Raw genomic sequence first — 21,674 nt, 5'->3', positions numbered from 1 at the left:
GCCGTTCCCTAGTACAGCGACGTTACGTCGGTGGCAGTCAGGCGCTCACTGGATTCGTCCAGGGCCACCTGGCCATCCTGAATACCGACAATCCGGCTGCAGTACTGCAGTGCCATGTCGACATCGTGCAGTGCAATAACGCTGGTCTGGAACCGCTCCCTTAACAGATCCATTACCAGATGTGCCATGGGACCATCCAGGGCCGATATAGGCTCATCAGCCAGAAGTACCGGGGCATTACGATATACCGCACGGGCAATGGCCACACGCTGACGCTGGCCTCCCGATAGCGAGGCTGTAGGCAACCAGAATTTCTCTGCCATACCCAGGGTTCTCAACAGCTCACGCACGTCGTCTCGATCCTTCGAGAACGGACGGATCAGCGTGAGCGTGTTGTACCAGGTAGCGTGTTTGTCCAGTTGGCCCATAAAAACGTTATGGAACACAGGCAGAGCGTTAACCAGCCCGAGATCCTGAGGAACCAGAGAAGATTCCCGGTTTACCTGCTCATGAATCAGGCGGATCAGCGTGGATTTTCCTGCACCACTTTTACCAACCAGCCCGACCCGTTCGCCCTTTTGAACTCTCAACGAGAGCGGGCCTATAACCCGCTCACCGCCGAAAGAGGCTGTCAGACCTGCAAGATCAAACCCTGACATCAGTCCAGGATTCCAATCTCTTCCGCTGTCTTGCGAATGGGCTCGTAGTCGTCGTTGGATGCAGGAATGAAACCGGAACGTGGGAAGCTTTCCAGCAACGCCTGGTCGTCCAGGTTCAGCAGAGCCTGGGTTACACGCTCCTTGAAGCCGTCTCCAAACCGCTCGTTGACGTCACCGCGGATAGTCCACTGGTAGTCCGGGTAGGGTGGGGTTTCCCAGATTACCTGAACGGCGTCGGTGTCGATGTTGCCGTCGGCAAGCTCTTTCTCCCAGACCTGGAAGTTCAGTGCGCCAACCTGATAGGTGCCGGCTTCAACGAGGCGCAGGGTGCGGGTGTGGTTGCCGCTGAACCCAACGCGGGAGAAAAAATCCTCCGGCTGGGCACCAAACACATCACGGATGTAGAACTCGGGCATCAGACGCCCGGAAGTGGAACCTTTGGAGCCGAAGGTGAAGGTTTTGTCTTTCAATTCACTTTCAAGCGCGGACAGCTCTTCGGCAGGCTCGATGCCGGTGCTGGTATTGGCAATAAAATAGGTCTGGAATGCTTCATCTTCCACACCCTGGGCAATGGCCTCGGAGCCGGGCACCAGTCGACGTGCCTGTACACCGGATAGCCCGCCAAACCAGGCCAGTTGCACCTGGTTGTTACGGAATGCGGAGACCGCCGCGGCGTAGGATTTAACCGGAATGTAGCGCACGTCTACGTCCAGTTCCTGGGAAAGATAGTCGGCCACACCCTTGAATCGCTCGACCAGTTTGGTTTCGTCTTCATCGGGGATGGCGGTGAATACGAAGGTTTCAGCCGATGCGGTTGCCGCGGTGAAACAAAAAAGGCTGGAAAACATCAATTTCCGTATAAGATTAAGGGCCATTGGAGTTCCTTACTGTGCCAGACTGTGTGGGATTCAATACGAGGTAAGTCAACGCTTCTCGATGCCTCGCAGGATACCTTGATTTACGTTAACTCTGAACAGCTATACGGTTTGCGGGTTTAAACGGCTCAGACCCGAGAGCCTCTTTTTATCAGCAACCTTGGGCAGATCCGACACGATGCATCTCATAATGATCACCCCGGCGCAGCCGGGTTCGAAAGCAGGAAACCGGGCAACGGCGGAGCGGTGGAAGGCTTTGCTGGAAACTGCCGGGCACTCGGTCGAGGTGGTTACTCAATACCACGGTGAACCCTGCGATGCTTGTATAGCTTTACATGCCTGGCGAAGTGTCGATGCCATACGGCGTTTCAGTGAAACCTGGCCAGAAAAGCCCCTCATCGTGGCCCTCACAGGTACGGATATCTATCACCACCAGCACGAGTGCCCGGCAGATACCCGGTATTCCATGGAAATAGCCGATGCACTTATCGGACTGCACGATCTGGTAGCGCACGACATACCCGCCAGGTTTGCCAGCAAGCTGGTCACGCTTTACCAGTCGGCTGACGGGCCAGAAGCCTTTCCGGCGCCGCAAGCGGATACAACGGAAAAGACATTCGGCGTTTGTGTGATCGGCCATCTTCGGGACGAAAAGGATTCTCTTCGGGCGGCCTACGCTGCGCGATTGCTGCCGGAAGACTCGCAGATCCAGGTTGTTTGCGCCGGCAAGGCCCACAACGAAGAGTGGCACCACAAGGCCGAACAGGAAGTGGCTGGAAACCCACGCTTTCGATGGCTAGGGGAGCTGGATAAAACCAGCACTCGGCAGTTGATGGCAAACAGCCAGGTAATGGTGATCAGCTCGGTGATGGAGGGTGGCGCAAACGTGGTCTCCGAGGCCTGCCGGGCTGGCTTGCCGGTGTTGGCATCCGACATCCCGGGAAACGTCGGCTTGTTGGGGCGGGACTATGCCGGATATTTTCCCGTTGAGGACGAGCAGGCTCTGGCCGATCTGCTCTACCGCGCAGAGACCGAACCCGGGTTTCTGGACACCCTCAAAAAGCAGGTTGGCGGCTTGGCCGCGCGTTTTCTGCCGGAAAAAGAACAGGCATCCCTGGAACAGGCGCTACACCTTGCAATGCAGCGCTGTTTACAGAGACATTAATCCCGGAGGGAAATGGGCTCGATGGGCCCCGATTCATCCTGGGCGGTTATGCGGCCGATGATGGCGGTGTGCGGATAGCCCAACGACTTCAGTTCCCGAACGCACTCCTCGGCCTTGTCTGCCGCAACGCTCGCCAGCAGGCCTCCGGCCGTTTGCGGGTCAAAGATCAGTGGGTACCGCGCGTGATTGATCCACTTTTCCTGATCCCGGATACCGCGGCGCAAGCGGATGTTTGCGGGTTGCAGTGAACTGAGGATGCCTGCCGCAGCGGTCTCCTCGGCGCCTGGCAGAATGGGAATCGCAGAAAGGTCCAGCTCAGCATCCACACCCGAGGGCCTGGTCATTTCAACCAGGTGCCCGAGCAGGCCGAACCCGGTAACGTCGGTACAGGCTTTTGAGCCGAACTTTCTGAGGCAGTCTGCCGCCGCCTTGTTGGACTGGATCATGGAGGCCAGGGCAGAATCAATCCATCGCCCTTTGGCGGCCAGCTTTGCGTGGGCGGCAAAGAGGGTACCTGTGCCTATGGGCTTGGTAAGGATGAGAGCGTCTCCGGCTTTCAGCCCGCCCTTGCTCATGACCTCGTCCGGGTCGATCAGGCCGTTCACGGCAAAACCCAGGGCAAGTTCCTTGCCCTCGCCGGTATGGCCACCCACAAGCGCGCATCCGGCTTCGTTCAACACTTCCACGGCACCGGACATCATCTGGTAAACCACGTCCTCAACCTTGGATTCAATGCCGTAGGGCACGGTGGCCACGGCCGTGGCACTCTGCGCCTCCGCACCCATGGCAAAGACGTCACCCAGGCTGTGGTTGGCCGCCACCTTGCCGAAGATGTAAGGGTCATCAATGAAGGCACGGAAGAAATCCACGGTGTGTACCACGGCCTTGCCCGGCGGTACCTTCAGAACGGCCGCATCATCCGGGGCGTGAAGACCGATGAGGATATCGTCCCGCTCGATGGGTTTGAGTTCACCCAGAGCCCGGGAGAGAACGGTACTGCCGACCTTGGCTCCACATCCACCACAACGCATGGCCACCGCCGAAATTGCCTGGGAGGCCTCCTCCGCGTTCTGGGCCGCTGCGGTATCCGGCAATTTGGCGTCTTCCTCCATGGGAGGCAGATCATTGAATTTCTTCATGAACCGGCGATCGATCCAGTCCTTCCAGCGCCAGACCCAGGCGCCGTCAAACTGCATGTCGCCCCGGGAGGCGACGGCGTATTTATCGCCGGTGCTGATTAACGCCAGCCACTTTTTCTGCGGGTAGAAATCCTTCGGATCTTTTCCGGTGGCCAGGCGCTTGAGATTGTCGGCCAGGGGAGGGCCTTGTCTCACAGCAAACACGCCCGCTTTTTCGCGGGGGTGGTTCAGTACATTGGCAATGTCACCGGCAGCAAAAATGCTGTCGTCGTTCTCTACCTGCAGGGTATCGCGTACTCGCAGGAACAGCCCGTCGTCCAGCGCCAGGCCGGTATCCTTCAACCACTCTGGCCCGCCGGCCCGGGTCACCCAGAGCACTTCGTCGGTTTGCAGGGTTTCACCGGATTCGGTGGCCATTAACCCTTCCTGAACCTTGCTCACCGCAGACCCGAGGTGCACCTTTACGCCGCGTTCCGCCAGCGTCCTGCGGAAAACCTCACGAACCTTCGGGTTGTGGGTGGGGAGAATTTCCTCTGCAGCGTCGAAGAGGTGGAAATGGAGCTGGCTCGGGTCTTTACCGCGCTGCTTCAGTTCGTTCTTCAGGCGGAACTGCATCGCCAGGGTGAGTTCCACACCACCGGCGCCAGCTCCGACCACCGCAACCGTGAGTGGCCCATCGTGGTTCTCAATCCGGGAGAGCAGGGCGAGCCAGCGGTTATTGAAACCGGTGATGGGTTTAACCGGCACCGCATGGTCGGAGGCACCCTCCACCTCATTGACCCTGGGTGACGAGCCAATGTTGATGGACAGAATGTCGTAGGGCACATCCGGACGGCCACGGCAGATAACACGCTTGCGATCCCGGTCGATACCCATGGCCTCGGCACGATAGAACCGTGCGCCTGCGTATTCGGCCAGACGGCTCAGGTCGATGTGCACATCGTCGTAGCTGTAATGGCCGGCCACGTAGCCGGGCAGCATGCCGGAATAGGGGGTGTGGGTGTCGCGGCAGATGAGGGTCAGGCGCACGCCGGGGACCGGGTTCATGGCGAACCGTTTCAGTACCCCGACGTGGCTGTGCCCGCCGCCAATCAGGACAATGTCCCGTAAAACAGGCTGGTCAGGCGTTCGCATTAGCTAATTTTCTTGGCTTCGGCGGTAAATTGGCTATATCCCTTGACGTTAGAGAAGGCCTTCAGCTTTTCCTGGTCTTCCGCAGACGGGTTGGCGATCTGGTCGATGGAGGTGATGCCCGCGTCCTTCATCTTCTTTGCAGTGGCCGGCCCAATACCCTTAACCAGGGTCAGGTCGCTTTTATCAACCGGCTTGGCGGCTTTGGCAGCGGGCGCTTTCCTGGCCGCGGGCTTCTTCGCAGCAGGCTTCTTAGCAGCTGGCTTTTTGGCAGCAGGCTTGCTGGCAGAGGCTTTTGACTTGGAGGCCGTTTTCGCGCTCTTTTTCGGAGCGGACTTCTTGGCCGCCGTGCTGGCTTCCTTGCTCACTTCATCTGTGAGCTTCTTGACCTCTTCACCGGCTTCTTTCGAGGCCACACCCAGGCGCTCCAGAATGCTACTCTGCAGTTCGTGGAATTCCTCAAGGCGGCGTTCAAACTCTTCGTGGAAACGCTTCATCTCACGGTCGCGAAGCTCGTCAATTTCCTTAAGGAGCTTGCGCACCGGTTCCTGAACCTGATTCTGCAGGCTGTCGAACTGCTTCAGCGCATCGTTCACCAGGCCTTCGATCTGGGCGGATGTCTTTTCAAACTCCTTGTTGACCTTCTTCACGATCTTATCAACGTTCTGTTTGGCTTTCTTTGCCATGGAATGTCTCCTTACAGACAGTTTTCAACGAAAATTCAGGATCAGGCCATTTGCCGGAAGCCGGAAATGGAGCCAGGGGAACGACGTGATTTGAGTGACTGCTTTTTGGATACCACTTCCCGGATTCTGCGGAGCTTTTCTGCCAGAGAGGAGTTCCCGTTGGAGTCGAGTTCCACAAAATCGATGGAGTAAAAGAAGTTGCTGCAGTGTTTTCGGCGCTCGGTCACCAGACCAGACAGGCCTTCCGCACGGATCTTGTCGAAGGGCATATCCACGACCAGGTCCAGTACCACGGTGTCGCCGGGGTTGAACACCTTGTCGGTTTTCATCACACACCCATAACCGTCCAGTTCGTAAAGAGCGGCTTCGACAAGCTCCTTTCGGAAAAGGCCCTGTCTGATTCGAAATCGGGCGACAAGATCCGGCAATGCTTCGTTCATGAATCAGGTTCTCTGATGATTTCCGTATCCACAGCAACCTGTCTCATGGGGAGACAGGCTGGATATTGATTAAACAATAGACACTGGGTTCTGGTTTTGCAACGCCATCAGTGCCATACGAACAACCGCTAAGGCAGTTTTTTAACAATTCACCCTGGCCAATCGGGCCAGTTTATTTCGTTTTCAGCTCGTACATATCAACGCGGCGATCTTTCAGGTTGGTGACAGACCCCTCGTTGCGAACCAGCTTCAATTTCTCCAGGTCCATATCGGAGAACATGATCATCTCCGTATTGGGTGTTGTTTCAGCCATCACCGCATCATGGGGGAAGGCGAAATCCGACGGCGAGAATACGGATGACTGGGCGTACTGGACGTCCAGGTTCTCGACTTTCGGCAGGTTACCAACACTCCCGGTAATTACGACATAACATTCGTTTTCGATTGCCCGCGCCTGGGCGCATTGGCGAACCCGAAGGTAGCCGTTTTTGGTGTCTGTCCAGAAGGGCACCATGATGATATCGACTTCCTGGCTTGCAGCAATACGGCCCAGCTCCGGAAACTCGATGTCGTAACAGATCATGATGGCGACCCGGCCGGCATCGGTTTCGAAAACCTCAAACTGGCTGCCGCCCTCAATAACCCAGTCGCGACGCTCATGGGGCGTAATGTGGACCTTGCGCTGTTCATCCACGCGGCCATCCCGATGGCAGAGATAGGATACGTTGTATACCCGGTCGTTCTCGATCAACGGCATTGAGCCGGTGATGATGTTTATGTTGTAACTCACCGCCATTTCGGACATTTCTTCGCGGAACTGCTGGGTGAATCCGGCCAGGAAGCGGATGGCCCGGGTCTGGTCCATCTGGTCGGTGAGGCCCATCAGCGGCGCGTTGAAAAATTCCGGGAAGATCGCGAAGTCACTTTTATAGTCAGACAGCGCATCCACAAAGTACTCCACCTGCTTGAGCACTTCCTCAACAGAGGTGAATTCCCGCATCTGCCACTGTACGGCACCAAGCCTAACCTGCGTTTTCTTGACGCTCAGAACCGGCGAGGGCGGGGTATACAGAATGTTCCGCCATTCCAGCAAGGTGGCGTAGCCCTGGGATTTTTCGTCCTCTGGCAGGTACTTGTGCATCAGCCGGGTGACCTGGAAATCGTTGGAAAGCTGGAAACTCAGGATCGGATCGTAGATCTCCTTGCGATCCACACGCTGGATGTACTCCTCGGGAGAATACTGTTCGGCGTATTTGAAGTAACTCGGTATCCGGCCACCCGCGAGAATGGCACGCAGGTTCATGGAACGGCAGAGTTCCTTCCGCGCTTCATAGAGTCGACGCCCCAGACGGTAGCCCCGATAGTCCGGGTGAATGAAGACATCCAGCCCGTAGAGGGAGTCACCATTGGCGTTGTGCCAGATCTTCTCGTTCCGGAGGATAAGATCGTCGTAGGTGTGCGGGTTGCTGAAGCGCTCGTATTTCACGCAAACCGTCAGCGCTACCGCGATAAGCTGGCCACTTTCCTCAATGCAGATCTGCCCGTCCGGGAACTGTTCCACCAATGCCTTGATGGTCTCCTTGGGCCAGGCGCCTCCGATATCGTCGTAAACGCGGTCCATAAGCTTTTGAAGTTGCTCGTAGTCTTCAAGCTTCAGGTTCCGGAGGTTGAGGTGCAGTTCTTCATGGGCCATTGAGTTCGGCTCCCGTTCGTTATGGAGTGAGGACACGCTCGGCAATTGCGTTAATACCGTAAAAGTTTAACAGAAGCCGCTAAAGACTTCGCATTGCAGGCCGAAAGACACATTAACGAATATCAATTTTTATTTCTGAGGATTCGACTGTGCAGCTGACATTCGGGCAAAAGCTCCTGACTGCTTTCGGTATTCTGTTGCTGTTGGTTATGGGGGCTTTTACGCTCTCTGGCGATTTGCGGCTGCAGAACACCACAAAAACCTATGTGGACGCGCTGATCGACGACACCGTGCAACAGAGCACCTCAAGCATTGCCGAATGGCTCAACACCCGGCTGGTGATGACCGAAGCCACTGCCAAAGCCCTGGAAAGTGCGGAAAATGATGACGAAGCCAGGGTCGTTTTGCAGGCGATCACCACCGGCGGCGGGTTCCGGGATGTTTATGTCGGTCGTACCGATGGCTACATGCTGATGAAATCCCCCGAGGCCGACGCAACACTCCCGGATGATTACGATCCCCGTGAACGCCCCTGGTACAAAAAGGCCATGCGCCTGGGAAGCGCATCGTTTACCGAGCCATACCAGGATGCCAGCACCAACGACATGATCATTTCCACGCTCGCACCTGTGAAGCGTGGTGAATACGAAGGCGTGGCAGGCGCAGATATCGGCCTGGGCGCTATCGCAAAAACCCTTTCTACCGTGACCCTGGCGGATACCGGTTACGCAGCCCTGATCAACGAACAAGGCACGGTGCTTTTCCACCCGAGGCAGAATCTTGTTGGCAAGAACATCAGTGAATTGATCGGGGGCAAACCCGACTTCGACGGATCCGCCCATGAATACGCCAATGATGAAGGAAACTGGGAAGCCAGCTTCCACCCGATCAGTGAGGCCCGCGGCGTGGAATGGTACCTGGGTACCTTTGTGAATGCGGACAAGATCAACGCCCCGGTGCAAAGTGCGCGGATGACCGGGCTGATCATGGCGGTTATCGGCCTGATCGTGTCGCTGGTGATTCTGCACCTGGGCATAAAGGTGTTGATGGCGCCAGTTCGGCGTCTGAACACGGCCATGGCGGATATTGGTACCGGGGATGCGGATCTCACCCAGCGTCTGGACGACAGTGCCAAAGATGAGTTCGGGGAATTGGCCAGAAGCTTTAACCAGTTCGTCGAGAATATCCAGACTGTGGTCCGGGATGTTCAGCAGGGCAGCGCGGAACTGGGCCAGAACGTCAGTTCCCTGAGGGACACCGCCAGCACCAGCCGTTCAAGCGTCGAAAGCCAGCAGGCCGAGATCGATATGGTTGCCACCGCGATCAATGAGATGTCGGCCGCCGCTGGAGAGATTGCCCAGAACGCACAGCAAACCGCAGATGCCGCCAATACCGCCGACGGTGACAGTCGTGCGTCGCTTGAAACCGTGGCCGCCTCCCGGGATGCGGTTCAGAAGCTCTCGAAGGAGATCAATGCCGCGGCTGAGGTCATCGATACGCTCGGCAAAGACGTTGCCTCTATCACTACCGTGCTTGAGGTAATTCAGGGGATTGCGGAGCAAACCAATCTGCTTGCATTGAACGCCGCCATTGAAGCCGCTCGGGCCGGTGAGGCAGGGCGCGGCTTTGCGGTAGTCGCCGATGAGGTGCGCAACCTTGCGCAGCGCACCCAGTCCAGCACCGAGGAAATCAACAACATGATCGAGCGTCTGCAGAAAGGTGCCAACGATGCGGTTGATGTAATGAAGGCTTCCACGGCGGTTTCCAATGTGAGTATGGAGAAAGCCCAGGACGCCATGGAAGCGCTCAACCGTATTGCCGAGGCGATCACCTCCATCAGTCAGATGACATCGCAGATTGCCACGGCCTCCGAAGAGCAGACCTCGGTGACGGAAGAACTGAACTCGTCGATTACCCGAATTGCGGATCAGGGGCAGGAGGCAGCCGCTGCCGCGACGGAAAACGATGTTTATAGCGGCCAGATTGAAAGCATCGGCAAGGCACTGAACCAGAACGTGTCACGATTCCGGGTCTAGTGGACCGGACTAGCGGCTCAGAAGATCGAGGCGTCGGCGCAGGTTCTCCAGCGTGCTGCGCCCTACGTAGCGCGATTCCTCGCTGAGAAACGGATTTTCCAGCGTGATCACCGTGCGCGTATTCAGGTTCAGATCCTTGACGGCGCGGGCGTAGTAGGCCCTCAGGAAGTTGCTGAAACTCCCGTCGTGAATGGCACGCTCAATGCCCAGTTGCAGCCGATGTGCGGTCTCCTGATCGTGGGGGCCGACAAACAGATAGGAAGGCATGGGGTAGGCGATCAACAGGTTGGGTTCGATCACCAGGTTCGGATCCTGCTCCATTTCCAGGTCGTACAGGACTTCACTGACACCGCGGGCGAAACAGTCAAAGCGTTCGTTCCGGAGCATCCCGAACAGTATCTCGTATCGGGAGTGGGTAACTACCGGAATACCATTTGCCTCCAGCACGGGCGTGTCCGGCCAGTGTGAGCCCTGACCGATCCAGATCTGACTGGCTCGGAGGTCATCGAGATTCTTGATGCCTTCGAATTTCGGTAACGATTCCGGTAAAACCACGCAGACCCGAAAGCCCAGAAGGCCGCCATCAACCGGGAAAGGAATTGCTGTCAGAAACTCTTCCCGCTCGGCCGAAGTGGCTACATTGGCAATATCAACCAGGCGGGATTGGCCATCTGCCAGTTCCCGAAGCACCCGACCCTGGCTTAGCTCCTCACTTCGAATAATCCGGAAGCCGCCGTATTCCGGGGTTTTCTTCAAGGCAAGCTCGACAAGCGCGCGGATAGCCGGGCTGTCGTAGTTCCGGTACCAGAGCAGATAGTCTCGACTGGTCGCTTCCGGCGAGCCTGTCGGTGACGTTGCGGCCGCGAAGGCTGGAAGCGCTGGCAGGAAGGCTGCGGCAAGACATAGAACCAGCACGGGCAGCCACAGAAACAGTCTTCGGAACCGGGTGAAGGCCACGAAAGCGGGCAGATAACATTCCAAATCAGAAATCCTTTCTTAATCCTGGAAAAGCTGGCCCGGTTAGCAATCGTGATTCAAACGGGCAACCCTCACTTTAGAACACAAATTCAAAAATAAACCGGACAATGTCCAAAAAAATTGTAAAAGATTCTTGCGGCTGCCGGAGCCCGTTGTAATCATCGGCTTCGACCAAAAAACGGAGCGATATAATGGCAATTATCGACAATCTCATCGGTGCTACCGGTCAATGGGTGGCCAGCACAGACCCGAAGGCCACATTGGCCAGCCCGCTGGCCTGGCTGAAGAAAACCGGTGGTTATGCGGCGGTGAACAAGATCATTGGCTTGTCCATCCCTTTTGCCCCGAGGAACAACTTCAGTGTTGAGGAAGTGAGACCTGGCTATGTGCGGGCGAAAATCCGGCTGAAGGGGAACAAGAACCACTTCGGAAGTCTTTACGCGGGTGCGTATTTTCTCGTGGCTGAAATCCCGGGCGGCGTCCTGACCCTGTTCGACCTGGGCCCCGCTTACACGCCAATCCTCAAGGAAATGACCCTGCAGTTCCTGCAGCCGGCCAACAGCGATGTGACCGTGGATTTCACGCTGCCGCCGGAAACCGTGGCGGGCATTCTTGCCGACGCTGATGAAACCGGCCGGGCCAAATTCACCCTGGAAGGGACACTCAGGGATGAGGAGGGCAACCATGTGGCTACCTCCATTGCCCATTACCGGGTGCGCAAGAAGGGCTTTAAAGCGGAGGCCTGAGGATCAGGCGGGATCAAGGCCGGCAATGGTCTCCAGGAATATCTCGCCGTACTTCTCGAGTTTGGCAGCACCCACGCCGCTGACCTCGGCCAGCTCATCCAGCGTTCGCGGCTTGCGCTCAAGCATTCCGAACAGGGTCGTGTCGTGAAAAATGACGTAGGGAGGCACGCCCTGTTTGTCGGCCAATTCCTTGCGGCAGGCTCGCAGGGCGTCCCAGCCGGCCTGGTCGGTAATCTGGTCCTTCACGGGGCTGCTGGATCGGCCACCAGAGGCCCGGCCTGCGGTCTTCTTGACCACCGGGTCCTTGCGCAGCTCGATGGTCTGCCGACCCTGCAACAGGGGGCGGCATTGCTCCGTTAGCTGGAGTGCGCCATAACCCTCCGGATCAGCACGGAGATAACCGTTGGCGACCAGTTGCCGGAACACGGATTTCCATTCGTTGGCGCTAAGCTCGGTGCCAATGCCGTAGGTGGAAACCTGATGGTGGCCGGACTGCAGAATCCGTTCGTTTTCCGAGCCCCGAAGCACATCAATCAGGTAGGTTACGCCGAAACGCTGGCCAGTGCGGAATACACAGGACAGGGCTTTCTGCACGGCCACGGTTCCATCCCAGGTCTCGGGCGGATTGAGGCAGGTATCGCAATTACCACAGGGTTGCTCGAGCTGGTCCCCGAAATAACGCAGCAACACCTGGCGACGGCAACTTGTTACCTCGCACAGACCCAGCATGGCGTCGAGCTTCTGGCGTTCCACCCTCTTGAAGTGGTCGTTGCCCTGGGAACTCTCCAGCATTTGCCGCAGTTTGATCACATCCTGCAGGCCATACACCATCCAGGCGGTAGACGGCTTACCGTCCCGTCCGGCACGGCCGGTTTCCTGGTAGTAGGCTTCAAGGCTCTTGGGCAGGTCCAGGTGAGCCACAAAGCGCACGTCGGGTTTATCAATACCCATACCGAAGGCGATGGTGGCGACGATAATCACCCCGTCTTCCCGCAGGAAACGTTCCTGGTGAAGGGCGCGTTGCTCTGACGACAGTCCGGCATGATAGGGCAGAGCGGTATAGCCTTTCTGGGCCAGGGTTTTCGCGGTGGCATCCACCTTGTTACGGGACAGGCAGTATACGATGCCGCAATCACCGTCATGCTCGGCTTTAATAAAGTCCAGTAACTGCTTGTTTGCGTTTGTCTTTGGTGCAATACGATACTGAATGTTCGGGCGATCGAAGCCACTGACGAAGTGACGTGCCTCGGTCAAAGAAAGACGTTCCGCGATCTCTTTTCGGGTGCGCTCATCGGCGGTTGCCGTCAGCGCAATGCGCGGGACGCCGGGGAACTGCTCGGCCAGCATGCTCAGCTGGAGGTAATCGGACCGGAAGTCGTGCCCCCACTGGGACACGCAGTGGGCCTCGTCAATGGCGAACAGCGAGATGGAGGCATCGTGGAGCAGTTCGATGGTACGTGGCTGTATCAGCCGTTCCGGCGCACAGTAAAGCAGATCAAGCTCACCGGTCATCAGCGCATATTCGGTGGCTCGGGCCTGCTCGAAATCCATGGTGGAGTTCAGGAATGCAGCTCGCACACCGAGCTCTTTCAGCGCGGCGACCTGATCCTGCATCAGGGCAATCAGGGGCGAAATTACAATCGCCGTACCGGAGCGCACCAGTGCCGGTACCTGATAGCAGAGGGATTTGCCGCCGCCCGTGGGCATCAGTACCAGAGCGTCCCGTCCTTCCGAGACTTCCCGGATGATGTCACCCTGCAGCGGCCGGAACGCTTCATAACCGAAAACTTCGTGCAGCACCTGTTCCGGATCCCGTCCCGAGGTGGTGGGGCGCTCGGTGGAAAGCTGTTCGAAATCCTGATCAAGATACATAGGGTAACCGGTTTCTGGGCCTGGAGCCGCTGTATTAAGACGGGTGAAATGCCGGTGTCGGCGCGGTGGCCAATGATACCAGATTAACCCGGAGCATTGACCAGCAAACCCGTTTGCCGGATGGAGGCAAAGTAGTGGAAGAAACGCTACAATACCGCGTTTTTAAACCACCGTTTCACGCCATATTGTGACAGACACAGATAATAACAGGGCTTCCATGCAGGAATTTGATGCCATCCGTCCGTATTCGGACGAAGAAACCGGCGCTGCTATTAACCGCCTGGTCAACGATCAGGAATTTCTGGATATGGTCGGTCGATTCAAGTCTCCGACTCTGGCTCGCTGGGCGCCGGCCATGTTGCGTGTATTTACCCGTCGCTGGCTCAGCAGCCATTTTGGCCACTACACCCGGGTTGACGATCTGCAGGCGGGACTTTCCGGTTACGTGGGCGAGCTGGTTGATAGCACGACCACACGAGTCACGACCAGCGGCCTGGATAACCTCGATAAACATGGCGCCTATCTGTTTATCTCAAACCATCGGGACATAGTTTTCGACCCCATGGTCGTGAATTACTTGCTGTTTCAGAACGGTTTTCACACCACCCGGATTGCGATCGGTGACAACCTCCTGGCTAACCGGGTGTTTGCGGAAATGATGCGGCTTAACAAGAGTTTTGTGGTTCGCCGTAGCATGACCAGCCCCCGGGAGATGCGCGATGCTTACATCACACTCTCCGGCTTCATCAACCACAGCATCGATACCAATCACAGCATCTGGATCGCCCAGCGGGAGGGCCGGGCGAAGGACGGCCTTGATTTCACCGATCCGGCCATCATCAAGATGTTTTACATGAGCCGCAAGAAAAGTGGGCTCAGTTTTGGCGAGGCCATGAGCCGGCTGCATATCGTGCCGGTTTCCATCGCCTATGAGTACGACCCCTGCGATGCCGACAAAGCCCAGGAACTGGAAACCCGGGCCAGAACCGGCAAATACATCAAGCGTGAGGGCGAGGACACCGAGCAGATCATGAAGGGACTGACTGGTTTCAAGGGGCACGTGCACGTGCACTTTGGTGCGCCCATTCATGAATCACCGGACAACCCGAAAGATCTGGCAACCCGTATAGACCGCGAGATGCATGCGAACTATCACCTGCATGCGTCCAACCTGGTGGCTTACCAGCAACGCGGCCTTCATCCCCAGTCCCATGACACACCCGATACGGTCAGTGATTCGGTGGTCACTGCCGAAACCTGGTCACCTGCAGAGATGGAAGCTGCGGAGGCGGAGATGGAGCGGCGCCTGGAGGCCTGTGATCCGGCCATTAGGCCCTATCTGCTGGATATGTATGCCAATCCGGTGGTCACCGCACTCGAAGCAAATGCCGCGAAATCCGGCCATTCCGAATAAGCCGGCCTTCAAACTTCAGACAAGAGGTAAACCGTGCAGGATCTTAAGTACATCGAGATTGAAACCGGAGAAAACCCGACCGCTGCCGTCATCTGGCTTCATGGTCTGGGTGCCAGCGGCCACGACTTCGAACCGGTGGTGCCGGAACTGGGGCTGCCGGAAGACGCCGCCATAAGGTTCATCTTTCCCCACGCGCCCAACCTGCCAGTCACCATCAATGGCGGGATGTCCATGCCGGCCTGGTACGACATCAAGGCCATGGATATTGACAGGGTGGTGGATACCGAACAATTGCGGGCCTCTGCCGATGCCGTCGCCAGATTGGTGGAGCGTGAAAAAGAGAAGGGCGTTCCGGCAAACCGGATCATCATCGCCGGATTCTCCCAGGGCGGGGCAGTAGCCTATGAACTGGGGCTCAGCTTTCCGGAGCGCTTTGCCGGCATTCTGGCGCTTTCAACCTACTTTGCCACGGCCAAGACGGTCCAGCGCTCGGAGGCTAATGCCGATGTGCCAATCAATGTCTATCACGGAACCTTCGATCCGATGGTGCCGGAATCCCTGGGTGTGCGCAGTGTCGAAACCCTGAGAGAAATGGGCTACGACCCCGCGTACCAGACCTATCCCATGGAGCACAGTGTGTGCCTTGAGGAAATACAGGACATCGGTCGTTTTATTCGCCGCCACCTGCTTTAAAGGTTCAGCCATGCCCGGGGTCACACCCAGAGCATGGCGCCCATTTCCAGCGGATGGGTCAGGGATTCATGATACGGATACATCCGAAGCCTGAGGGTCTGTAAGCCAGGATAGGGCGGCTGAACCTGGGTGGAAAATACGGTTCGGCCCTCGGCTTCACTCTCTTTCTCCAGCAAGAAACTGTCAGGGCCTGGGCTGCCGTTAGTTCCGGTGCACTCCGGGCTGACCAGGCATTCCACCCGAACATCCTCTGCGGACAGGCCATTGAGCGCCGCCTCAACACGAAGCTCCACAGCCCCATCGTGGGGACACGAGGATTTAACGCAGCCGACCACCGATAGTTCCACACCGGGCCAGGCCTGTCGAACCCTGGCTTTCCAGTCTGCCAGACCGGTTGCGACCCGGCCTCCGTCGGCCATCAGAAGCGCGCCCTGACTGGAGGCGGGATGATAATAATTATTCACGTAATCCATCACCATCCGCTGGGCGTTGAACCGGGGGGTTATGGATTTCATTGACGCCTTGGAGCGCTTGACCCAGCCCTTGGAAAACCCCTGGGAGGCGCGGTCATAGTAAAGAGGCACCACCTCAAACTCGATCAGGTCGATAAGGTCCCTGGCTTCTTCTTCGTTCCGGAACTCCGGGTCCAGCTCGGTATCCCTGGGCGGGATGCCCCAGCCGTTCTTGCCGTCGTAGCCTTCCCCCCACCAGCCATCAAGCACACTGAGATTCAGGGCGCCGTTTAGGGCAGCTTTTTCACCGGAGGTACCGCTGGCTTCCTTGGGGTATTCGGGCGTATTCAGCCAGACATCCACGCCACTCAGTAACCGGCGGGCCATGGCCTGATCGTAGTCTTCCAGCAGGATCAGATGCCCCATCAGCGAAGGATGCATGGACAGATCGTGAATAACCTTGATCAGCTGTTGCCCGGGTTTGTCTTTCGGGTGGGCCTTGCCGGCGAAAACCAGCACAACGGGGCGGTCCGGATTGGTGAGAATGCGTTCCAGCCGCTCCAGATCGGAAAAAATCAGCGTCGCCCGCTTGTAGGTGGCAAACCGTCTGGCAAAGCCGATGACCAGCGTGTCTTTTTCTGAGGAAATCAGCTGACGGGTCATCCGGTCAGTTACGGAGTGGCCGGTCCCATTGCGTTTATGCTGGCGTTTCAGACGCCGGACAATGTACTCGCCCATTTGCTGCTTCAGCGCCTTGTGTACGCTCCAGTAGTGATAGTCCGGGATCTGATCGATAAATTCCCAGAAATCCGGATTCCGCAGCTCGCTCTTCCAGGTGGGGGCCTGAATATCAAACAGGCTGGACCATTCCGGCGCAAGGAAGGTGGGCACGTGCACACCGTTGGTGATGTAGCCGATGGGGTTTTCTGCCGGAGGCACCTGGGGCCAGATATCACCCTCCATCAGCGAAGCGACGCCGCCGTGAATACGGCTGACACCGTTGTGGTAGCGGGAGCCACGCAGCCCCAGGCTGGTCATATTGAAACTGTCACCGCCATCCTTTGCGCCCAGGGCGAACACCTGCTCGAAATCCAGACCAGCCTCTTCAAGAAAACGACCAAGGGCGTGGTGGACCAGTGCCCTGGGGAAAATGTCGTGGCCCGCAGGCACGGGTGTGTGGGTGGTAAACAGCGTTGCGCCGGCAACGGCTTCCAGAGCTGCTTCAAAGCCAAGCTCCGAGTTGATCATGGTGTTTCGGCAACGTTCGAGGATCTGGAACGCGGCATGCCCCTCGTTGATGTGCCACACGGTCGGCTTGAGGTTCAGCGCCTCCAGAACCCGGGTTCCACCGATTCCAAGCAGCATTTCCTGGCTGATGCGCGTGGATTCATCGCCACCATACAACTGCAGCGTTAGGTTCTGGTCCTCGGGACTGTTTTCCTCGGTATTGCTGTCCAGCAGGTACAACCGGATATGGCCCACCCGTGCCTCCCAGACCCGAGCCACCACATCGCGACCAGGGAAGGGTACGGATACCTTCAAAACCTGGCCGTCGAGTTCAACTGGGGTTATGGGCAGTTCATCGCTGGAATGGGATTGATAGCGCGCAATCTGCTGGCCATGGGCGTCAATGCTCTGAATAAAATAGCCCTGCTGGTACAACAGCCCGACAGCCACAAACGGCAAGGCGAGATCACTGGCGGCCTTGCAGTGATCGCCGGCCAGGATGCCCAGGCCTCCGGAATAGATCGGAAAACTCTCGTGGAATCCGAACTCAGCGCAAAAGTACGCAACCAGGGCCTGCTCAGGGTCGAGCTTCTCCGTTACCTCAGGGCCGGGGCCCGCCTCCAGATAGGCATCGTAGCTGCTCAGCACCCGGCGATATTCGGCCAGAAACGCCCGGTCTTCCGAGGCTTCGTCGAGCCGGTCCTGGGCGACACGTCGCAGGAACAGCTTCGGGTTGTGCTCTACTTTTTGCCAGAGCCGAAGGTCTATCCGCGCGAACAGGCTGCGCACCCCGTGATCCCAGCTGTAAAACAGATCGTTTGCGAGCTCTTCCAGCCGCTCCAGGGACTCTGGAATCAGGGGGTGGGCCTCAAGTCGGAATTCAGTTGCTTTATGCATTTTGGTTGCCTCCAGGCGGGCAAACGCTCGCACTAGTCAAGCTTTTGTTGATCACGTTCTTTGAGAATGCGCTGATACAGTTCGCCATAGGTGCGAGCCCGCTGTTTCCAGGAATAATCGATCCCCATGCCGTTTTCCTGCAACCTCCGCCACTGTTTGCGTTTCTCGAAAACCTGCAGCGCCCGGTTGATGGAGGCAAGGAGGGCCTCGGCACTGGCGCCGGTAAATTTGAAGCCGTTGGCCTTGTCGATTCCAACATCCTGGGGGTCCTGTACCGTATCGGAGAGTCCTCCCACACCGTGCACCACCGGAATGGTGCCGTAGCGGAGGCTGTACATCTGGTTAAGCCCGCAGGGCTCGAACCTTGAGGGCATCAGGAACAGATCGCAGCCCGCCGTGATTCGATGGGAGAGCCCCTCGTTGTAGCCCAGGGTGAGGGACATCTGCCCCGGCCATTGCCTGGCAAGTTGTTTAAGGGGTTCCTCATAACGCTCTTCACCAGAGCCAAGAATTGCAAACTGGCAGCCTTGTTCCAGCAACATGGGCATCACGGACACTAACCAGTCCACGCCTTTCTGTTCCACCAATCGGCCAATAAAGCCCATGAGGGGTCTGCCATTTACCTCCAGCCCAAGTTCCTGTTGCAGGCTGGCCTGGCACTGGGCCTTGTTCTTCAGGTGATCACGTCCATAGTGAAAGACCAGCTCCGGATCCGTCTCAGGGTTCCAGACCCGGGAATCAATGCCGTTGAGAATGCCAGTCAGGGCGTGTTGCCGATGCCGGAGTAGTCCATCAAGGCCATTGCCGAATTCCGGAGTCTGGATTTCCCGGGCATAGGTGGGGCTTACGGTGGTAATCCGGTCACTGAATGCCAGTCCGCCTTTGATGAACGAGAGCTGGCCGTAGAATTCCAGTTGCTCAAGGCTCCAGAGTGAATCAGGCAGGCCCAGGGCACGGAATGTCTCATGGGAAAACAGACCCTGATAGGCGAGGTTGTGAATGGTATACACAGTGCCCGGGCGGTCTTGATAGGCCTCGAGAAACACGGGGATCAGCCCCGTTTGCCAGTCATTACAGTGCACCAGATCGGGCCTCCAGTTCACACCCGCTTCGCCCATGGCGATCATGGCGCCCACCTTGCCGAACAGTTCAAACCGGTGGGCGTTGTCCCACCAGTCTTTGCCTTCTTCGTTTCTATAGGGGTTGCCGGGCCGGTCGAAAAGCGGGGGGCAGTCTACCAGCCAAAGGGTTACTGCCGTACCTGGTAGCCTGGTCTGCCAGAGGCTGACATTGTACTGACCCAGCTGAAAACGAGCCTTTCTGCGCGAACCCGCCTTGCGAGCCGCTTTGACGGCATCCGGGTAGCCTGGCAGCAGTATCTGGACATCGTATTCCAGGCGGCAGAGTGCCTCCGGCAAACTGGCGGAGACGTCGGCAAGACCGCCGGTCTTCACCAGCGGATAAACCTCGCTGGTGGCAAATAGAACCCGGATCATAACGCTGGCCTCAGGATAATGGCGCCCAGAGGTGGCAGGGTAAGTTCCAGTGACCAGTTGCGGTTCATCCAGTGTTGTTCTTCCGCGGCCATGGGATAAGGGTTACCGAGGTTGCTGCCGCCGTAATACTCCGAGTCAGAATTAAAGATTTCCCGCCAATCGCCACCCCGGGGCAGCCCGATTCGATAGTGGTGCCTGGGCATGGGGGTAAAATTGACCACGATCACCGAGGTTTCCCCGTTAGCGGTTCGCAGAAAGCTGATCACAGACTGGGGCGAATCGTGGCAATCGATCCATTCAAAGCCGTCCGGGGTGAAACTGGCGCCGTGCAGCGAGACTTCCCGCCGGTAAACACCGTTCAGGTCCTGCACCAGCTTTTTGATGCCCTGGTGCTCCGGATATTCCAACAGTGACCAGTCCAGCTCCCGGGATTCGCTCCATTCCCGACGCTGACCGAATTCACCGCCCATAAACAGCAATTTGGCGCCCGGATAGCAGAACATATAGGTGAAAAGTACCCGCAAACTGGCCCGCTGCTGCCATTCGTCGCCGGACATCTTGTTGATCAGGCTGCCTTTGCCATGAACTACCTCGTCGTGGGACAGGGGGAGCAGGAAATTCTCGGAAAACGCATACAACAGGCCGAAGGTCAGCTTGTCGTGATGGTACTGGCGGTAAACCGGGTCCTGCGCCAGGTAATCCAGGGTGTCGTGCATCCAGCCCATGTTCCATTTGAGGTTGAAGCCAAGACCGCCAATTTCCGGTGGCCGGGTTACACGTGGCCAGGAGGTGGATTCTTCGGCACAAACCAGGGTTCCCGGAAAGCGGCTCTGACAGACCCGGTTCAGTTCACGCAGAAACTCAATGGCTTCCAGGTTTTCATGGCCGCCGTACTCGTTGGGGAGCCATTCGCCCTCTTTGCGGGAATAATTGAGGTAAAGCATGGAGGCCACGGCGTCCACCCGCAGCCCATCGATATGAAAGGCATCCAGCCAGAACAGGGCACTGCCGATCAGAAAGTTCCGCACCTCATGCCGGCCGTAGTTGTAGATGAGTGTGCCCCAGTCCTGATGGCGCCCCTTGCGAGGGTCTTCATGTTCGTAAAGCGCGCTGCCATCAAACCGGGCCAGGGCGTGTTCATCGGTAGGGAAGTGCCCCGGCACCCAGTCCAGGATAACGCCGATGTTGTGCCGGTGGCACTGGTCCACCAGGTAACGGAGATCGTCAGGGCTACCGAAACGACTCGTCGGGGCGTAGTAGCCTGTGGTCTGGTAACCCCAGGATTCGTCCAGGGGGTGTTCGGTTACGGGCAAAAGCTCAATGTGGGTAAAGCCCATCTCCAGGACATAGGGAATCAGCTGGTCCGCCAGCTCTCGATAGGTCAGCCAACGGCCGGATCCGTGATGGCGCCAGGAGGCGGCATGGACCTCGTAGATCGAAATGGGGGAGTCCTGCCAGTTCCAGCGGCCCCGTCTTGCAAGCCAATCGCCATCGCTCCAGCCAAAATGGCCCCGCTCGGTTACCCTGGCAGCCGTAGAGGGCCTCAGTTCAAACGCTTGCCCATAAGGGTCGGTTTTCAGGATGTGATGGCCTTTTTCCGTGGTAATGGCAAATTTGTAGAGTGCGCCGGTGCCAATGCCCGGAATAAAACAGGACCAGACGCCGGTTCCAGCATGCAGGGACATGGGGTGGGTGCCTGCGTTCCAGTGGTTGAAATCGCCGACAACGCTGACCGCCCTGGCATGTGGCGCCCAGGCGGCGAAACGAACGCCTTCAGCGTTTTTATTCCGGCAAACATGGGCACCCAGCACGTTGTAGATGTGCCAGTGACGGCCTTCGCCGAAGAGATGAAGGTCGAATTCGCTGAGCGTTGGGCTGTCCATAGACCGTGCTGTTCCTGACCAGGTGAAGCGCATTACGCGTCCGTTCATTGGACGCGAACGGGCCTGTTTAAAAAATGACCCAAAACAAGTTTACGTCATAATTCCGTGCTAGTGTTCTAATATAGTTTAAGGCGTCAAAAACGTGGCAAACCCTTGCGGTTGAACGACCGGTCACAGGGAAGGTTTTCTTCA

16 protein-coding genes are annotated in these 21,674 nt (G+C 57.4%); 5 read left to right on the top strand and 11 right to left on the bottom strand.

What is annotated here, in order from left to right; all coding sequences use genetic code 11:
• Nucleotides 1-8: 8 nt before the first annotated feature.
• Both QZ534_RS02785 and QZ534_RS02780 read right to left on the bottom strand, forming a co-directional pair.
• The gene (locus QZ534_RS02785; RefSeq protein WP_296931206.1) at nucleotides 9-659 is read right to left on the bottom strand and encodes an ATP-binding cassette domain-containing protein; all 651 of its coding nucleotides are present in this window, start codon (nucleotides 657-659) and stop codon (nucleotides 9-11) included.
• Entirely contained in the window at nucleotides 659-1,534 is an 876-nt protein-coding gene (locus QZ534_RS02780; RefSeq protein ID WP_296931205.1) for a putative selenate ABC transporter substrate-binding protein, read from the bottom strand. The genes QZ534_RS02785 and QZ534_RS02780 overlap by 1 nt, the downstream gene beginning before the upstream one ends.
• Nucleotides 1,535-1,712: 178 nt before the next feature.
• Between QZ534_RS02780 and senB the strand changes: the two genes are divergently transcribed.
• Nucleotides 1,713-2,699: a selenoneine biosynthesis selenosugar synthase SenB gene (gene senB, locus QZ534_RS02775; protein ID WP_296931203.1), complete on the top strand. Its 987-nt coding sequence runs from the start codon at nucleotides 1,713-1,715 to the stop codon at nucleotides 2,697-2,699.
• Here the strand turns inward: senB and selD are convergent.
• The 4 genes from selD to QZ534_RS02755 all read right to left on the bottom strand — a co-directional run bounded on the left by selD (nucleotide 2,696) and on the right by QZ534_RS02755 (nucleotide 7,788).
• Nucleotides 2,696-4,972, bottom strand: coding sequence for a selenide, water dikinase SelD (gene selD, locus QZ534_RS02770; protein ID WP_296931201.1), 2,277 nt, complete (start codon nucleotides 4,970-4,972; stop codon nucleotides 2,696-2,698). The genes senB and selD overlap by 4 nt on opposite strands.
• A complete protein-coding gene (locus tag QZ534_RS02765; protein ID WP_296931200.1) occupies nucleotides 4,972-5,655 on the bottom strand; it encodes a helix-hairpin-helix domain-containing protein in 684 nt (227 codons plus the stop codon). The genes selD and QZ534_RS02765 overlap by 1 nt, the downstream gene beginning before the upstream one ends.
• Nucleotides 5,656-5,696: 41 nt before the next feature.
• The gene (locus tag QZ534_RS02760) at nucleotides 5,697-6,095 is read right to left on the bottom strand and encodes a hypothetical protein (protein ID WP_296931198.1); all 399 of its coding nucleotides are present in this window, start codon (nucleotides 6,093-6,095) and stop codon (nucleotides 5,697-5,699) included.
• A 172-nt stretch (nucleotides 6,096-6,267) separates the two neighbouring features.
• Nucleotides 6,268-7,788, bottom strand: a complete 1,521-nt coding sequence (locus QZ534_RS02755; protein WP_296931196.1) for a bifunctional GNAT family N-acetyltransferase/carbon-nitrogen hydrolase family protein — start codon at nucleotides 7,786-7,788, stop codon at nucleotides 6,268-6,270.
• 149 nt (nucleotides 7,789-7,937) lie between these two features.
• Between QZ534_RS02755 and QZ534_RS02750 the strand changes: the two genes are divergently transcribed.
• Nucleotides 7,938-9,824, top strand: coding sequence for a methyl-accepting chemotaxis protein (locus tag QZ534_RS02750; protein WP_296931195.1), 1,887 nt, complete (start codon nucleotides 7,938-7,940; stop codon nucleotides 9,822-9,824).
• Between the two features lie 9 nt (nucleotides 9,825-9,833).
• Here the strand turns inward: QZ534_RS02750 and QZ534_RS02745 are convergent, their stop codons facing one another.
• Complete coding sequence (locus QZ534_RS02745) at nucleotides 9,834-10,805, bottom strand: hypothetical protein (RefSeq protein ID WP_296931193.1); 972 nt, start codon at nucleotides 10,803-10,805, stop codon at nucleotides 9,834-9,836.
• A gap of 188 nt (nucleotides 10,806-10,993) precedes the next feature.
• Between QZ534_RS02745 and QZ534_RS02740 the strand changes: the two genes are divergently transcribed.
• The gene (locus QZ534_RS02740) at nucleotides 10,994-11,548 is read left to right on the top strand and encodes a YiiD C-terminal domain-containing protein (RefSeq protein WP_296931191.1); all 555 of its coding nucleotides are present in this window, start codon (nucleotides 10,994-10,996) and stop codon (nucleotides 11,546-11,548) included.
• Between the two features lie 3 nt (nucleotides 11,549-11,551).
• Here the strand turns inward: QZ534_RS02740 and recQ are convergent, their stop codons facing one another.
• On the bottom strand, nucleotides 11,552-13,420 hold the full coding sequence (gene recQ / locus QZ534_RS02735) for a DNA helicase RecQ (protein ID WP_296931189.1): 1,869 nt from the start codon (nucleotides 13,418-13,420) through the stop codon (nucleotides 11,552-11,554).
• Nucleotides 13,421-13,637: 217 nt separating this feature from the next.
• Between recQ and QZ534_RS02730 the strand changes: the two genes are divergently transcribed.
• Both QZ534_RS02730 and QZ534_RS02725 read left to right on the top strand, forming a co-directional pair.
• Nucleotides 13,638-14,834, top strand: coding sequence for a 1-acyl-sn-glycerol-3-phosphate acyltransferase (locus QZ534_RS02730; RefSeq protein WP_296931187.1), 1,197 nt, complete (start codon nucleotides 13,638-13,640; stop codon nucleotides 14,832-14,834).
• 33 nt (nucleotides 14,835-14,867) lie between these two features.
• The gene (locus QZ534_RS02725; protein WP_296931186.1) at nucleotides 14,868-15,527 is read left to right on the top strand and encodes an alpha/beta fold hydrolase; all 660 of its coding nucleotides are present in this window, start codon (nucleotides 14,868-14,870) and stop codon (nucleotides 15,525-15,527) included.
• Between the two features lie 20 nt (nucleotides 15,528-15,547).
• Here QZ534_RS02725 and glgP read toward each other — a convergent pair whose 3' ends face one another.
• The 3 genes from glgP to glgB are packed head-to-tail and all read right to left on the bottom strand — an operon-like array spanning nucleotide 15,548 to nucleotide 21,482.
• The gene (gene glgP, locus QZ534_RS02720) at nucleotides 15,548-18,103 is read right to left on the bottom strand and encodes an alpha-glucan family phosphorylase (protein ID WP_296931183.1); all 2,556 of its coding nucleotides are present in this window, start codon (nucleotides 18,101-18,103) and stop codon (nucleotides 15,548-15,550) included.
• A 32-nt stretch (nucleotides 18,104-18,135) separates the two neighbouring features.
• Nucleotides 18,136-19,599: a glycogen synthase GlgA gene (gene glgA / locus QZ534_RS02715; protein WP_296931181.1), complete on the bottom strand. Its 1,464-nt coding sequence runs from the start codon at nucleotides 19,597-19,599 to the stop codon at nucleotides 18,136-18,138.
• On the bottom strand, nucleotides 19,596-21,482 hold the full coding sequence (gene glgB, locus QZ534_RS02710) for a 1,4-alpha-glucan branching protein GlgB (protein ID WP_296931179.1): 1,887 nt from the start codon (nucleotides 21,480-21,482) through the stop codon (nucleotides 19,596-19,598). Before glgB ends, glgA begins: the two co-directional genes overlap by 4 nt.
• Nucleotides 21,483-21,674 lie beyond the last annotated feature (192 nt).

The organism is uncultured Marinobacter sp., assembly GCF_913055835.1.
In the GTDB taxonomy this organism is placed as follows: Bacteria; Pseudomonadota; Gammaproteobacteria; order Pseudomonadales; family Oleiphilaceae; genus Marinobacter.
The sequence above is the reverse complement of the archived record's forward strand: the minus strand, read 5'-3'. Positions and strand labels throughout refer to the sequence as shown.